Raw genomic sequence first — 13,841 nt, 5'->3', positions numbered from 1 at the left:
GTGGCGCGGGTCCGTGTGCCCCCTGCCTGGGACGTACGCGCGGGCCGGGCTATCCTGACGCCGAACCGGACACGGGGTGCCCGCACGTGGGCTGAGATCACACCCGTCGAACCTGAACCAGTTAGGACTGGCGGAGGGATGTCTCATGTCGTTGCCGTATGCCCGTGGTGAAGTGGCCGTCGGGGGCCCGCAGGGCGTCTTCGACGGGCGGATGCCCGAGGCCCCCGGCGATCTGCGCGTCGAGGCGCGCGGCATCGCCCCGGTGCCGGAGGACCACCGCTACGGCGGCCCCGGCCGCCTCTTCACCGTGTGGTTCGCCCCCAACCTGACGATGACCGGCGTCTTCACCGGTACCGTCGGCGTCGCGCTCGGCCTGGACTTCTCCACCGCGCTGACCGCCGTCGTGCTCGGCACCCTGCTGGGCGCGGTGCCGACCGCGTACCTCGGCACCTGGGGCAGCCAGACCGGCGCCGGACAGCTGCCGCTCGCCCGGCTCGCCTTCGGACGGGCCGTGCTGGTGCCGGGCGCGCTGCAGTGGCTGTCCTCGATCGCCTGGGACGCGCTGATCGGCCTGTTCGGCGGGGACGCGCTGGCGCAGTTGTGTGGCTGGCCGTTCTGGCTGGGTGTGCTGGTCATGATGGGCGCGCAGGGAGCGCTCGGCGTCCTCGGGTACGAGGTGATCCACCGGCTCCAGACCGTGATGACGTTCGCCCTCGCCGCCGCCTTCGCCGCGCTGACGGTGAAGCTCCTGCACGGCGGCCACCCCGCGGCCACCGCCTCCGCGCACGGCGCCGACCGGGCCGGGGCCTTCGTCCTGACCTGCACCATCGCCCTCAGCCTGGCGCTGTCCTGGGCCCCCTACGCCAGCGACTTCAGCCGCTATCTGCCGCGTACGGCATCCCGGCCGCGCATGTTCTGGTGCACGCTCGCCGGTGTCAGCGTGTCCTTCGTGGCCGTCCAGGCGCTCGGCCTGTGGGGCGCCTCGGTCTTCACCGACCAGACCGCCCGCGGTGTCGACACCCTGCTCGGCGGCGGTGTCCTCGGTGCCTTCGGGCTGCTCGCCGTGGCCCTGGCCGCCCTGAGCAGCAACGCCATGAACGACTACAGCGGCTCACTCGCCCTGCAGACCATGGGCGTACGCCTGCCGCGCCCGGTCGCAGCCGCGCTGGCTGCCGTACTCGGCTTCCCGCTCGTGCTGTGGATGCACGCCGCCGACACCACGACCCGGTTCCAGAACGTGCTGCTGCTCGTCGGCTACTGGATCCCCGGGTTCGTCGCCATCGTCGCCGTCGACTGGCTCGTCCGGGCCAGGGCGCGCGCCGGCGCGCCGGTCGATCTGTCCGCCGAGAGCGCCCGTCCGCAGCCGTGGTGGCCCGCGCTGGTGGCGTTCGTAGGCGCCTTCGCCGCGGCGGTGCCGTTCATGAGCACCAGCCTGTACGTCGGTCCGGTCGCCCGTGCCCTCCACGGGGCGGATCTCGCCTACGGGGTGGCGTTCCTCGCGGCCCTCGCGGTGTACGCGCCGCTGCGGCTGCGCCGCTGACGCACGGGCGCCGGCGGTCACCGGCCCCGTCGCCCCGCCGTCACCCGTCAACTCTCACCCGCCACCCGTGATCCGTCACCGCCACCCGTCTCGCCTCTCGTACGGAGCGAACCCGTCATGTCCTCGAACAGCCCCGCCGCCCCGCCCCGCGTCCTGACCGTCGCCGGATCGGACTCGGGCGGCGGAGCCGGCATCCAGGCCGACCTCAAGACCATGCTGGCGCTCGGCGCGCACGGGATGAGTGTGCTGACCGCGGTCACCGCGCAGAACTCCCTCGGTGTGCAGGGAGCCTGGGAGCTTCCGGCCGAGGCGGTCCGCGCGCAGTACCGCAGTGTGGTGGACGACATCGGGGTGCAGGCGGTGAAGACCGGCATGCTCGGCTCCGCGCTGCTCGTCGAGACCGTCGCCGAGCTGCTGTCGGACGTCGCCGTTCCCGTGGTGGTGGATCCGGTGAGCGTCTCCAAGCACGGTGACCGGCTGCTGGCCGACGACGCGCTGGACGCCGTACGGACCGCGCTGCTGCCGGTCGCGACGGTGGCGACGCCGAACCTCGACGAGACCGCAGAGCTCACGGGGATCGAGGTGACGGGGGAGCGGGACATGTGCCGGGCCGCGGAACGGCTGCTGTCCTACGGTCCCCGTTGGGTCCTGGTGAAGGGCGGCCATCTGCCCGGCGAGGCCGTCGACCTGCTGACCGACGGCGCCGAACAGCTCTGGTTGCGGGCCCCGCGCCACGACAACCGGCACACCCACGGCACCGGCTGCACCCTGGCCTCGGCCATCGCGGTGGAACTGGCGCGCGGGCGGACGGTGCCGGAGGCGGTGCGCCGGGCGAAGGAGTACGTCACAGGCGCGATCGCGGCGGGCTTCCCGCTCGGCTCCGGCCTCGGACCGGTCGACCACGGCTGGCGGCTGCGCGCGGGGCGCTGAACGCTCCCTGGGGTCCTCGGCCCCGCCTGCTCCTCAGCCCGACCTGCTCCTCGGCCCCACCTGCTTCTCGGCCCTGCCTGGTCCGCGGTCCCACCTGGTCGGCGGACCTAGCGGGTTCCCACGGTGCGCAGTGTCGCCAGGACCAGCGCCTGGGCGACGGCGACCGTCTCCGCGAGGGACACGTGCTCGTCGGGGCCGTGGGCCAGGCGTACGTCCCCGGGGCCGTACTGGAGTGTCGGTATGCCCGCCCCGGCGTAGAGCCGCAGGTCGCTCCCGTAGGGGGCGCCGCGTTCCCGGGCCGAGGAGGCGCCGGTGGCGTCGGCGTGCGCGGTGCCGACCGTCTCGCGCAGGGGATGGCCGGCCGGGAGCCGCCCGCTGGCGAACTGGCCGCCGGGCCACGAGACGACCGCGGGATGCCCGCGCAGCCACGGATCGGCCGCGCACGCCTCCGCCACACAGCGTTCGAACGTGGCGCGGGCCGCGGTCGGGTCCTCGCCGAGTTGCAGCCCGAGCCGGCCGTCGGCGACGAGCAGTCCCGGCACGCTGCTGGCCCAGTCCCCGGCCTGGAGCATTCCGACGGAGACGCTGTACGGGAAGGGGTACTCGGCCATCAGCGGATCGGGCGTCTCGCCGCGGGCGGCCTCCAGCCGGGCCAGGGCGGCGGCGATGGGCGCGTAGGCGTCGATGGCGCTCACCCCGGCGTCGCGGGTGCTCGCGTGCGTGGACCGGCCCGGCACGGTGATGCGGAAGGTCAGGGCACCGGCGTTCGCGGTGACCAGCGTGCCGCCGGTCGGCTCGCTGATGACACAGGCGTCGCCGGTGTGGCCACGGCGCAGGGTCCCGAAGGCCCCGATCCCGCCGTCCTCCTCACCGACCACGAAATGGCCCGCCACGCTGCCGCGCAGCCGTACCCCGGAGGCCCGGATGGCGGCGAGCGCGGCGACGTTGGCGACGACCCCGGCCTTCATGTCACAGGCGCCCCGGCCGTGCACGACGTCTCCGCGGACGCTCGGAACGAAGGGGGCGCCCGCCCACTGCGCGAGGTCACCGGGCGGCACGACGTCGACATGGCCCTGGAGGATCATGGTCGGACCGTCCTCGGTGCCGGGCAGCGTCGCGACGAGCCCCCATGCCTCGTCGCGTGGCACCTCCATGCCGGGGAAGCCGGGCTCGGCGCGCAGAGCGGGCAGATCCATCGACCACAGGTCGATGTCCAGGCCGGACCGGCCGAGGTCCCGCGCCAGACGGTGCTGGAGCTCGGACTCGGCGGCGCTTCCCGTCACGCTGGGCACGGCCAGGGTGTCGAGCAGCATCGTGGCGACGGCCGTTTCGTCGACCGCCTCCACGGCGGCGGACTCCTCGGCACTGAGCACTGCGCGCATGCCGCACGCTCCTTCCGTGGTGGACGACGAGGGGGCGTGAGGATGCTACGAACAGTTCCGGTACGCAAACAATCGCCGTTTGTTTCCGTCTAGGATCGATTTCTTGTGAAGACTGAGCCTGCGTGGTGATTTCTTGCGCGGCGAAAGGGGCGAGCCACATGGCCATGGACGCCATCGACGAGGACATCGTGCGGTGTGTGCTGAGCGACGCGCGCAGCACGTACGCGGAGATCGGCCGCGCCGCCGGGCTCTCCGCACCGGCGGCGAAGCGGCGCCTGGACCGGCTCGTGGCCGACGGCACGATCCGCGGCTTCACCGCGCTCGTCGACACCCAGGCGCTGGGCTGGCGGACCGAGGCCTTCGCCGAGGTGTACTGCAAGGGCAATCCGACCCCCGCCGAACTGCGGCGGGCCCTGGAGGCCGTGCCGGAGGTGGTCGAGGCCTACACGGTCTCCGGAGCCGCGGACGCGATGGTGCACCTGATGGCCCTGGACATCCCCCACCTGGAACGGGCCATCCAGCGGGTGCGCGAGGCCCGGGTCATCGAGCGGACGGAGAGCGTGATCGTCCTGTCGGGCCTGATCAACCGGCCGCGGGTCTGACCAGCGGCGAGGCGGGCCGCGCGGCGGCCGGCGACCGACAAGCCGCACGGGGCGCGGACGCGGGTTGCGGTGGCGGTGGCTGTCACGGCCGGGGCCGGGGCCGGGGCCGGGTTCGAGGTCGCGGTCGCGCGGGAAATCGAACACGTGATTGAATCTGGCCATGACGTACCCACACTTCTCCGGTGGCCGGATATCGCCGCGCGGTGAACGAGCGAGACGGCCGGCCGGGATGCAGGCCGGGACCGGAGAGGCGAGGCTGGATTCATGTCCGAACCGCTGCCTGTGATCGTGTCCCCGCCGGCGCCGACGGGTGGCCGCCGGGTCCGTGTCCACGGAGAGAGCCTCGGGTTGGCCTACAACCTGGGCGACCTGTCCGAGTTCCTGCGGCGCGCGGGGCTCGATGTCGACCCGCTGACCATCGCGGTGTCCCCGCTCATCGACTGGCGGGGGATCGGCCCGGAGTACTGGGGGCCCGAGACCGGGAGGTGAGGGTGCCCGGACCGTCGCGTTCCCCGTGCGGCCGGGGTGTGACGGGGTGCGCCCGCACGGGGTGAGTGAGTAAGTGACGCCGTGTCAATTCGGCTGATGTGCAAGTGAGTTGGGGGCGCCGCGGCCGCCTTGAGGGGGGCGGCGTGGCGCACATCACCCCAGAGGGGTGCGGAAAGGTGAAGCGGGTCTTCACGCCTTCATGGCATGCTCACATCTAGTTACTCGCTGGTAATTCCTTGCCACCCCCACCCCACCCTCACCCCCCTCAGGACTGATCTTGCGTATCCGCAAGCGGCCCTTGCGTGCCGTCATGCCCGCGCTCGCCGCATCCGCCCTCCTCCTCGCCGCCGGCTGCTCCTCGGACCCCGGCCCGCGTTCCGCCGCCGCCCCCGAACGTGTCCCGGACGCCACGTCCTCCGCCGCCGCGCCCGCGGACGACGGCCGGCCGCTCGCCGTCGCCGCCGCGCCCGCGGCCACCTCGACCGCCGTCGCGCGGCCCGGTACGGCCGGCGGCAGGGCCCACAAGTCCGCGCTGACGGTGACGTCGTACGACAGCCGCACCCGGCGCGCCGTCATATCCCCCGCGCACAAGGGGAATCCGTCCCCGTCGCAGACCCCCGGAGAGACACCGCCGCCGAGCCGTACCGCCGTCGGCGACGTCATCGCCAGCGCCCCAGCGCCCGGCGCTCCTGACGGACTGCTCGCGAAGGTCACCGACGTGATCGACGAGAAGTCCGACGGCACCGAGGTGCAGACCGCGCCGACGACCCTGGACGCGCTGCTCGGCGACGGCGAGGCGAAGGGCACCGTCCCCGTCGATCCCGCCTCCTTCGACGTCGAGCCGCTGCTGCCCGACGTCAAGGTCTCCTGGGCGCGTGCCGGAGACGTGCACGCGGGCCCCGAGGGCGCGAAGGTCCCGCTCGGCAGCCTGCGGGTCGACGTCGCCACCCGGGTCGCCACGGCCGAGGGGGCGTCGGCCTCCGCGGCGGCGACCGTGTCCGGCTTCGTCCAGGTCAAGCCGGAGGTCGACTTCTCCTACGGTGGCGGGGGCACCGCGGCAGGCCCCAAAACCGCCCATCTCGGTGTCTCCGGCGACTGGACCTCGCGGTGGGCGCTCAAGGGACGCGCCGCCGCCTCCGCCCAGCCCGTCCGGCTGCCGTTCGCGAAGCTGCACGCCGACCCCGTCCTCCAGGTCGGCCCGATCCCCGTCGTCGTGAACCTCGACCTGACCTGCTACTTCCGGATCAGCGGCGACGGCAGGGTCACCGTCGACATCGAGCAGGACCTCAAGGGCGACTTCGACGCGGGGGGCACCTACGACTCGGCCAGGGGCTGGACCTCGGTCAACGAGTCGCACATGGCGAGCACCCCGGTGCACGCCCAGGTCACGACCGCCGGAGGGGTGCAGGCCGCCCTCGGCGCGCAGGCCACCGTCGGCCTGTACGGAGCCGTGGGCGTCACCGCCGACCTGGCCCCGTATCTGCGCGGTGAGGCCGCGGGCACCGTCGACGTCACCGCCCCGGCCGGCTCCGGCACGAAGACCGACGCCGCGGCGACGGGTACCTGGGGCGTCTACGGCGGCCTCGATCTGAGCGGGACCCTGCAGATCCAGCTGTCCGTCTTCGGCACCCCGGTCCTCCAGCGGGGGATTCCGCTGGGCACGCTGCACCGCGAGTGGCGGCTCGCGGGCGGCGCGGTGTAGCCGCAGCCCCTGTGGTCCGCGTACGTCGCAGGCCCGCCGCCCGCCGGTGCGGCCGGCCCGGACGCATCGCCTCACCGACCGTCGAGTGTGCGGGCCCGCCCCCGCACGTGCGGTAGGGTTTACCTGCACGATCACGCGGGATCACCGCGGGTGAACCGCATCGGGACGTGGCGCAGCTTGGTAGCGCACTTGACTGGGGGTCAAGGGGTCGCAGGTTCAAATCCTGTCGTCCCGACGGTGCGAAGGGTCTTCACGGGCGATGGTCCGTGAGGGCCCTTCTTCGTGTACGCCGGGTCTTCTCCGGGTGCTCGGCCCTTCTTCGGGTGCGCGGGCGCTTCTTCGGCCGCCGTACGAAGCGGTGTGCCGCACGTCCTCGTCGCTGGGTAGGCTGCCGGGCATGCGGATCTCCGTCTCCTCGGACATGGACGAACCCGTGGCCCGTTCCCTCGTCGCGGAGCTGCGCGGCCGGGGCCACGACGTCACGACCCACGGGGCACTGCGCCCCGGCCAGGACCCGCGGTGGGCGGTGTGCTCGGAGGCGGCGGCCCGCGACGTGGCCGCGGGGACCGCGGAGCAGGCGGTCGTGTGCTGCTGGACCGGCACGGGCGCGTCGATCGCCGCGAACAAGGTGGCGGGCGTCCGGGCGGCCCTGTGCACGGACGCGTACACGGCGGACGGCGCACGCCGCTGGAACGACGCCAACGTGCTGGCGCTGAGCCTGCGCCTGACCTCCGAACCGCTGCTCAAGGAGATCCTCGACGCCTGGTTCGCCGCCGAGGCGGGCGAGGACGCCGACGACCGGGAGAACGTGGCGCACATCGGACGGCTCGACCTCGGCAGAACGGGTCCCTGACCCGGCCGGGCGAGGCCCCCGGACACGCGTGAGGGCGGGGCGGCCCGCGGCACCGGCCGTCCCGCCCCCGCGCGCATCCCGGTTCCCCGCCGTCGCCGGTCCGGGCGCCCGTCTTCGTCCGTTCCGGCTTCCCGCCCTCGTCCGTCCTGGCTCCCCGCCTCCGTCCGTCCTGGCGGAGCGCCCGCGTCCGTGGCGGCGCGGAGGACTCGTCAGCGCCGGTCCAGCAGTGCCACGAGCGCTTCCCGCAGTGTCGCGCCGGGATCGGCCGACGGGCCCTCGGACCGCCAGGCGACGAACCCGTCGGGGCGGACCAGCACCGCACCCTCCGCGGTGACACCGTGCGTTCGGGCCCAGTCGCCTCCGCCCTCGGGGGACAGCTCCGCGCCGGGTCCGCGGCCGATCCGGTACGAGTCCAGCGGCACCGACAGCCGTGCCGCGACGTCCCGCGCCGCGGCGTGCCACCCGGCGGTGCCGTCCGCCGAGCTCAGGAGCACCATGGACCGCTCGTACAGGTCGAGGGTGGAGATCCGGTCGCCGGAACGCTCCAGCCACAGGTGAGGAGCCCGGCTGCCCGGCTCGCCCGTCAGCCGCATGCCGTCCGGCACGATCGGCAGTGCCGGATCGGCGCCCAGGACCGCACCGCGCGGATAGCGGTAGGCCAGCGCCACGTTGAGGATGCCGCCGCCCTTGCCCTGGGGGCCGCCGGGACCACCGGGGCCGCCGGTTCGGGGCGCGGGCGTGTACCCGGGATGGCTGTGCTCGACCGAACGCGAGGAGGCGCGCGCGCTCGTCGCCTCCGCGACCGGACGGCGCTCCGCGTCGTAGGAGTCCAGCAGCCCGCGGCCGGCCCAGCCGCCCAGGACCGCGGCCAGCTTCCAGGCGAGGTTGTGCGCGTCCTGGATACCGGTGTTGGAACCGAACGCCCCGGTGGGGGACATCTCGTGGGCCGAGTCGCCGGCGAGCAGCACCCGGCCGTCCACGTACCGCTCGGCGACCCGCTCGGCCGCGTGCCAGGCGGCCCGGCCGGTGATCTCCACGTCGAGATTCCGTACGCCCGTGGCCCGCCGGATGTGCTCCGCGCACCGCTCGTCGGTGAACTCCTCCAGCGTCTCCCCGTGTTCGGGGTGCCAGGGAGCGTGGAACACCCAGTGCTCCTTGTTGTCGACCGGCAGCAGCGCCCCGTCGGCCTCCGGGCCGGTCAGGTAGCAGACGATGAAGCGCCGGTCGCCGACGGCCTCCGCGAGGCGCCGGGAGGTGAAGGTGACGCTCACGTTGTGGAACAGGTCGCCCGGACCGTTCTGTCCGATGCCGAGCCGCTCGCGTACGGGGCTGCGCGGACCGTCCGCGGCGACGAGATAGTCCGCCCTGACGGTGCTGTGCTCGCCCGTCAGGCGGTTCTTGAGCTGTGCGGTCACCCCCTCGGCGTCCTGCTCGAACGACATCAGCTCCGTGGAGTACCGCAGCTCCCCGCCCAGTTCCCGAGCACACTCCAGCAGCACCGGCTCCAGGTCGTTCTGGCTGCACAGACACCACTTGCTGGGGCTGAAACGGGCCAGGCCGCCACCCGGGTCGATGGTCTTGAACAGCCATTCCCCCGCGTCGCCCACCAGGGCCGGAGCCTGGAGGATGCCGTGGTTCTCCGCCAGGACGGACGCGGCCCGCTCGATGCGCCGCTGTACCCCGGCCACCCGGAACAACTCCATCGTGCGGACGTTGTTGCCGCGTCCGCGCGGATGGATCGACGTGCCCGGGTGACGCTCGACGAGCAGGTGCGGAACACCGAGGCGCCCCAGGAACAGCGAAGTGGACAGGCCCACCAGGGAGCCGCCGACGACGAGGACCGGCGTGTGGTGACCGACCTCGCCGGCCTCTTTCCATCGGTTCATTGAATGCCTCCCGCGTCACCCGCGACGTGAGTCAGGAATGGGATGCAGGTTCCATGCCCTTTGAGGACCTGGCCGCGCGCCCGGGGCACCCGGATGGCACGCAGTTCACTCGTCCGCCCCGTGGGGCTCGCGCGTATCGGACGTCCCGTCAACGATCGGCTCATGGCGACCCCGGCCTTTCGGCCACGGCGGTCGTTCCTGACCTTCCGTGAAGAACGAAGAAAGGTGTGCCGGATGACCAGCTCGGGACGTATCTCGCAGTCGGCGTTCGACGGCTCCAAGCTGCGGGTGATCCTGCTGCTCGATCTGTACGACGGAGCCCAGCAGAAGTTCCTCGACGCCTACGAACTCATGTGCAACCAGGTCGCGTCCGTCCCCGGTCACATCAGCGACCAGCTCTGCCAGTCGATCGAGAACCCCTCGCAGTGGCTCATCACCAGTGAGTGGGAGAGCGCCCCGCCCTTCCTCGCCTGGGTGAACAGCGAGGAGCACGTCGAGACGGTCAAGCCGATGCACAGCTGCGTCAAGGACACCCGTTCGATGCGGTACAGCATCCTGCGGGAGACCCACCGTAACCAGCAGCAGGCGGCGCCGCAGGCCGGTAAGAACGACAGGGCTGACAAGGCGGCCAGGCAGGTGCGGGCCCGCGTGGGCGACGGGGTGGCTCGCCACGCCCTCACCTTCACCGTCAAGCCGGGCTCCGAGTCGAAGGTCGCCGAGATCCTCGCCGGGTACCAGGCCCCCCAGGCCCAGGTCGACGACACCACGCGGCTGCGCCGCACCTCGCTCTTCATGCACGGCAACCGCGTCGTGCGCGCGGTGGAGGTGGAGGGCGACCTGCTCGTGGCCCTGCGCCACGTGGCACGCCAGCCCGAGGTACGCGCGGTCGAGGAGGCCATCAACCCGTACCTGGAGCAGGACCGCGACCTGGGCGACGAGGGCTCGGCGCGGATCTTCTTCACCCGCGCGGCCCTGCCGGCCGTGCACCACGTGGTGGCGGACCGTCCGGAACCCACGGGGCTTCGCCGGCACGCGCTGTACTACCCGGCCAAGCGCGGCCAGGGGTTGGAGCTCGCCCGACTGCTCGCCCATCAGGACGAGACCGCCGCGGCCGACCCGAAGGGCTCGGTCTACGGGAGCACCGTCTTCCAGCGCGACGACATCGTGGTGCGCCTCGTCGACATCACGGGCGAACTCGACGCCGACCCCGTCGCCTCGCTCGGCGTCCAGGGCGCCGGCAAGGCCGCGGAGCTCGAGCGGCTCCTCGACGGTCCCGCGATCGGTGTCGAGGGCTCGCTGGAGACGGAGCGCAACGTCAACCGGCTCCTGTCGCACGCCGACATGATGCCCGTCACCGACCGCACCGCGGCGCACGCCTGACGGACGGCCGCGGTCCCCAGGCCCGCGGCCGCCCCGCCGCACGCCACTTCCCCAGTCGGAGGTATCAAGAATGATCCAGAAGCATCCACGCATCGTGGACCTGAGCGAGACGGAACCCAACCGCAGGCGCGGAGGCGACATCCGGGCCATGCTCACCCCCGCCACGGCGGGTTCCACCAGCGGGTTCATGGGCCTGGCCATCATCCAGCCCGGCGAGCGCATCGGCGAGCACTACCACCCGTACTCCGAGGAGTTCGTGTACGTCGTCACCGGCGCGCTCGAGGTGGACCTGGACGGCGAGGCGCACGCGCTCCGGCCGGACCAGGGGCTCCTGATCCCGATCAACATGCGCCACCGCTTCCGCAACGTCGGTGACACCGAGGCCCGCATGGTCTTCCACCTGGGCCCGCTCGCCCCCCGGCCGAGCCTCGGGCACGTCGACACGGAGGTGACCGACGGCCACGGGCCCGCCCTCGAGTTCGTCGCCGCCGGGACGGACCTGTCCGCGCCCGACCACGGACGGCCGTCCGAGCGAAGTGGGGCCATAAAGTGACCCGGCGGGTGGCCGTCACCGGTATCGGTGTGGTCGCTCCGGGCGGCACCGGAGCGACGGCGTTCTGGGACCTCCTCGCCAACGGCCGTACCGCGACCCGCGGCATCACGCTGTTCGATCCGGTGGGCCTGCGCTCGCGCATAGCCGCCGAATGCGACTTCGACCCCCTCGCCCACGGTCTCGACCCGGAGCTGAGCCGGCACGCGGACCGGTACATCCAGTTCGGCGCGGTCGCGGCGAACGAGGCCGTACGCGACTCGGGACTCGACACCGGCAGGGAGGACCCCTGGCGGGTCGGTGTCTCGCTCGGCAGCGCCGTCGGCGGTACCACCCGCCTGGAACACGACTACGTCAAGGTCAGTGAGGGCGGTCGACGGTGGGACGTGGACCACCGCGCCGCCGACCCGCAACTGCACCTGGCGTTCTCACCCAGCACGCTCGCCGCGGTGGTCGCCGAGCAGTTCGGCGCGCAGGGTCCGGTACAGACCGTCTCCACGGGCTGCACCTCCGGACTCGACGCGGTCGGCTACGCCTTCCACACGATCGAGGAGGGCCGGGCCGACGTCTGCATCGCCGGGGCGTCCGACTCTCCCATATCCCCGATCACCATGGCCTGCTTCGACGCCATCAAGGCGACGTCGCCCGACAACGACGACCCGGAACACGCCTCCCGGCCCTTCGACGCCCACCGCAACGGCTTCGTCATGGGCGAGGGCGCGGCGGTGCTCGTCCTGGAGGAGTACGAGCACGCCCGTGCCCGCGGAGCGCACATCTACTGCGAGATCGGCGGCTACGCCACGTACGGCAACGCCTATCACATGACCGGTCTGACCAGTGAGGGCCGCGAGATGGCCCGGGCGATCGACACCACGCTCGACCAGGCGCGACTCGATCCGACACTGATCGACTACGTCAACGCGCACGGCTCGGGCACCCGGCAGAACGACCGTCACGAGACCGCCGCGGTCAAGCGGTCGCTGGGCGCACACGCCTACAAGACCCCCATGAGCTCCATCAAATCCATGGTGGGGCACTCCCTGGGCGCGATCGGCGCGATCGAGGTCGTCGCCTGCGTCCTCGCCCTGAAGCACCAGGTCGTGCCGCCCACCGCGAACTACGAAACCCCCGACCCCGAGTGCGACCTGGACTACGTTCCGCGCACCGCACGCCCCCGGAAGCTCAGAAACGTGCTCTCCGTGGGCAGCGGATTCGGCGGTTTCCAGTCCGCGGTGCTCCTGACCGGGCCGGGTGGGAGGAACCCATGACCAGTCAGCGCACCCAGCGCCCCCGGCGCGCGGCCATCACCGGAATCGGTGTGATCGCGCCCAACGGATTGCGAGCCGACGCCTACTGGAAGTCCGTCAGTGAGGGGCTCGGCGTTCTGGACCGGATCACCCGCGAGGGATGCGAGCACCTGCCGCTCCGCGTCGCGGGCGAGGTCCGCTCCTTCGACGCCGCGTCCCTCATCGAGGAGCGCTTCCTCGTCCAGACCGACCGCTTCAGTCACTTCGCCATGGCCGCGACCGTCCTCGCCCTGGACGACGCCGGCCTCGGCCACGGAGACCCCGCGGAGCCGTACAACATGGGCGTGGTCACCGCGGCAGGCTCCGGAGGCGGGGAGTTCGGTCAGCGGGAACTCCAGAAACTGTGGGGCCAGGGATCCCGGTACGTCGGCCCGTACCAGTCCATCGCCTGGTTCTACGCCGCCAGCACCGGCCAGATCTCCATCCGGGGCGGCTTCAAGGGGCCGTGCGGAGTGGTCGCCAGCGACGAGGCCGGCGGCCTGGACTCCATCGCGCACGCCGCCCGCGGCGTACGGCGCGGCACCGGTGCGGTCCTCGCCGGGTCCGCCGAGGCGCCCCTCGCCCCGTACTCGATGGTCTGCCAGCTCGGCTACCCCGAGATCAGCACCGTCGAGGACCCCGATCGCGCCTACCGGCCCTTCACCGAGGGGGCCTGCGGGTTCGCGCCCGCGGAGGGCGGCGCGATGCTCGTCGTGGAGGAGGAGGCCCGCGCCCGCGACCGCGGGGCCGCGATCCGGGCCACCGTGGCCGGGCACGGCGCCACCTTCACGGGGGCCTCCCGCTGGGAGCGGTCCCGGGAGGGACTCGCCCAGGCCATCCGGGTCGCCCTCGACGAGGCGGGCTGCGCCCCGCAGGAGATCGACGTCGTGTTCGCCGACGCCGTGGGCGTACCCGAGGCGGACCGCGCCGAAGCCCTGGCCATCGCCGACGCCCTGGGGGCGCACGGCACCCGGGTGCCGGTGACGGCGCCCAAGACCGGGATCGGGCGGGCCTACTGCGCGGCACCCGTGCTGGACACCGCGGCCGCGGTGCTCGCCATGGAGAACAGTCTGGTGCCCCCCACCCCCAACGTGTTCGACATCTGCCACGACCTCGACCTGGTGATGTCCAGCGCTCGCCCCGCCGAGCTGAACACGGCCCTGGTCCTCAGCCGGGGACTCATGGGATCCAACGCGGCGCTGGTCGTGCGCCGCGGCGGCGAATCCGCCCGATAGGACCGG

Annotated in this window: 12 protein-coding genes, 1 tRNA gene and 1 riboswitch; of the genes, 11 read left to right on the top strand and 2 right to left on the bottom strand. The window is 72.9% G+C overall.

The window, feature by feature from the left end; all coding sequences use genetic code 11:
- The first annotated feature begins 62 nt into the window (after window positions 1–62).
- Window positions 63–156: riboswitch (TPP riboswitch) on the top strand.
- Both ABZV34_RS15545 and thiD read left to right on the top strand, forming a co-directional pair.
- Window positions 146–1,540, top strand: coding sequence for a cytosine permease (locus ABZV34_RS15545; RefSeq protein ID WP_356275650.1), 1,395 nt, complete (start codon window positions 146–148; stop codon window positions 1,538–1,540). (Overlaps the previous riboswitch by 11 nt.)
- Window positions 1,541–1,657: 117 nt before the next feature.
- Complete coding sequence (gene thiD, locus ABZV34_RS15540) at window positions 1,658–2,470, top strand: bifunctional hydroxymethylpyrimidine kinase/phosphomethylpyrimidine kinase (protein WP_356275647.1); 813 nt, start codon at window positions 1,658–1,660, stop codon at window positions 2,468–2,470.
- Between the two features lie 107 nt (window positions 2,471–2,577).
- Here thiD and ABZV34_RS15535 read toward each other — a convergent pair whose 3' ends face one another.
- Window positions 2,578–3,852, bottom strand: a complete 1,275-nt coding sequence (locus ABZV34_RS15535) for an ArgE/DapE family deacylase (protein WP_356275644.1) — start codon at window positions 3,850–3,852, stop codon at window positions 2,578–2,580.
- 164 nt (window positions 3,853–4,016) lie between these two features.
- Between ABZV34_RS15535 and ABZV34_RS15530 the strand changes: the two genes are divergently transcribed.
- The 5 genes from ABZV34_RS15530 to ABZV34_RS15510 all read left to right on the top strand — a co-directional run bounded on the left by ABZV34_RS15530 (window position 4,017) and on the right by ABZV34_RS15510 (window position 7,498).
- Window positions 4,017–4,454 (top strand): Lrp/AsnC family transcriptional regulator, encoded by a 438-nt coding sequence (locus tag ABZV34_RS15530; protein WP_356275697.1) that lies wholly within the window; start codon window positions 4,017–4,019, stop codon window positions 4,452–4,454.
- A 264-nt stretch (window positions 4,455–4,718) separates the two neighbouring features.
- The gene (locus ABZV34_RS15525) at window positions 4,719–4,943 is read left to right on the top strand and encodes a hypothetical protein (RefSeq protein ID WP_356275641.1); all 225 of its coding nucleotides are present in this window, start codon (window positions 4,719–4,721) and stop codon (window positions 4,941–4,943) included.
- A gap of 310 nt (window positions 4,944–5,253) precedes the next feature.
- Complete coding sequence (locus ABZV34_RS15520) at window positions 5,254–6,645, top strand: hypothetical protein (RefSeq protein WP_356275694.1); 1,392 nt, start codon at window positions 5,254–5,256, stop codon at window positions 6,643–6,645.
- A 161-nt stretch (window positions 6,646–6,806) separates the two neighbouring features.
- Window positions 6,807–6,880, top strand: a tRNA-Pro gene (locus ABZV34_RS15515).
- Between the two features lie 162 nt (window positions 6,881–7,042).
- Complete coding sequence (locus tag ABZV34_RS15510; RefSeq protein ID WP_356275638.1) at window positions 7,043–7,498, top strand: RpiB/LacA/LacB family sugar-phosphate isomerase; 456 nt, start codon at window positions 7,043–7,045, stop codon at window positions 7,496–7,498.
- Between the two features lie 209 nt (window positions 7,499–7,707).
- On the opposite strand, the gene ABZV34_RS15505 is transcribed toward ABZV34_RS15510, so the two are convergent.
- Window positions 7,708–9,384, bottom strand: a complete 1,677-nt coding sequence (locus ABZV34_RS15505) for an FAD-dependent monooxygenase (RefSeq protein ID WP_356275635.1) — start codon at window positions 9,382–9,384, stop codon at window positions 7,708–7,710.
- Between the two features lie 234 nt (window positions 9,385–9,618).
- Here ABZV34_RS15505 and ABZV34_RS15500 point away from each other — a divergent pair, with 234 nt between their 5' ends.
- The 4 genes from ABZV34_RS15500 to ABZV34_RS15485 all read left to right on the top strand — a co-directional run bounded on the left by ABZV34_RS15500 (window position 9,619) and on the right by ABZV34_RS15485 (window position 13,835).
- On the top strand, window positions 9,619–10,764 hold the full coding sequence (locus ABZV34_RS15500) for a SchA/CurD-like domain-containing protein (protein ID WP_356275632.1): 1,146 nt from the start codon (window positions 9,619–9,621) through the stop codon (window positions 10,762–10,764).
- Window positions 10,765–10,834: 70 nt separating this feature from the next.
- The gene (locus ABZV34_RS15495; RefSeq protein ID WP_356275629.1) at window positions 10,835–11,317 is read left to right on the top strand and encodes a cupin domain-containing protein; all 483 of its coding nucleotides are present in this window, start codon (window positions 10,835–10,837) and stop codon (window positions 11,315–11,317) included.
- The gene (locus ABZV34_RS15490) at window positions 11,314–12,582 is read left to right on the top strand and encodes a beta-ketoacyl-[acyl-carrier-protein] synthase family protein (protein WP_356275626.1); all 1,269 of its coding nucleotides are present in this window, start codon (window positions 11,314–11,316) and stop codon (window positions 12,580–12,582) included. Before ABZV34_RS15495 ends, ABZV34_RS15490 begins: the two co-directional genes overlap by 4 nt.
- Window positions 12,579–13,835, top strand: a complete 1,257-nt coding sequence (locus ABZV34_RS15485; protein WP_356275624.1) for a ketosynthase chain-length factor — start codon at window positions 12,579–12,581, stop codon at window positions 13,833–13,835. The genes ABZV34_RS15490 and ABZV34_RS15485 overlap by 4 nt, the downstream gene beginning before the upstream one ends.
- The last annotated feature ends 6 nt before the right edge of the window (window positions 13,836–13,841 follow it).

Origin of the sequence: Streptomyces sp. NPDC005195, assembly GCF_040608315.1 — a bacterium.
GTDB classification, from domain to species: domain Bacteria; phylum Actinomycetota; class Actinomycetes; order Streptomycetales; family Streptomycetaceae; genus Streptomyces; species Streptomyces kaempferi.
Note: the sequence above shows the minus strand (reverse complement) of the source record. Positions and strands in the feature narration are given on the sequence as shown.

Bases quoted from the DNA above. Each gene is read 5' to 3' on its own strand.
- ABZV34_RS15485 (WP_356275624.1), top strand. From the start codon at position 12,579: ATGACCAGTCAGCGCACCCAGCGCCCCCGGCGCGCGGCCATCACCGGA.
- ABZV34_RS15530 (WP_356275697.1), top strand. From the start codon at position 4,017: ATGGACGCCATCGACGAGGACATCGTGCGGTGTGTGCTGAGCGACGCG.
- thiD (WP_356275647.1), top strand. From the start codon at position 1,658: ATGTCCTCGAACAGCCCCGCCGCCCCGCCCCGCGTCCTGACCGTCGCC.
- ABZV34_RS15500 (WP_356275632.1), top strand. From the start codon at position 9,619: ATGACCAGCTCGGGACGTATCTCGCAGTCGGCGTTCGACGGCTCCAAG.
- ABZV34_RS15510 (WP_356275638.1), top strand. From the start codon at position 7,043: ATGCGGATCTCCGTCTCCTCGGACATGGACGAACCCGTGGCCCGTTCC.
- ABZV34_RS15495 (WP_356275629.1), top strand. From the start codon at position 10,835: ATGATCCAGAAGCATCCACGCATCGTGGACCTGAGCGAGACGGAACCC.
- ABZV34_RS15535 (WP_356275644.1), bottom strand. From the start codon at position 3,852: ATGCGCGCAGTGCTCAGTGCCGAGGAGTCCGCCGCCGTGGAGGCGGTC.
- ABZV34_RS15545 (WP_356275650.1), top strand. From the start codon at position 146: ATGTCGTTGCCGTATGCCCGTGGTGAAGTGGCCGTCGGGGGCCCGCAG.
- ABZV34_RS15505 (WP_356275635.1), bottom strand. From the start codon at position 9,384: ATGAACCGATGGAAAGAGGCCGGCGAGGTCGGTCACCACACGCCGGTC.
- ABZV34_RS15520 (WP_356275694.1), top strand. From the start codon at position 5,254: ATGCCCGCGCTCGCCGCATCCGCCCTCCTCCTCGCCGCCGGCTGCTCC.
- ABZV34_RS15525 (WP_356275641.1), top strand. From the start codon at position 4,719: ATGTCCGAACCGCTGCCTGTGATCGTGTCCCCGCCGGCGCCGACGGGT.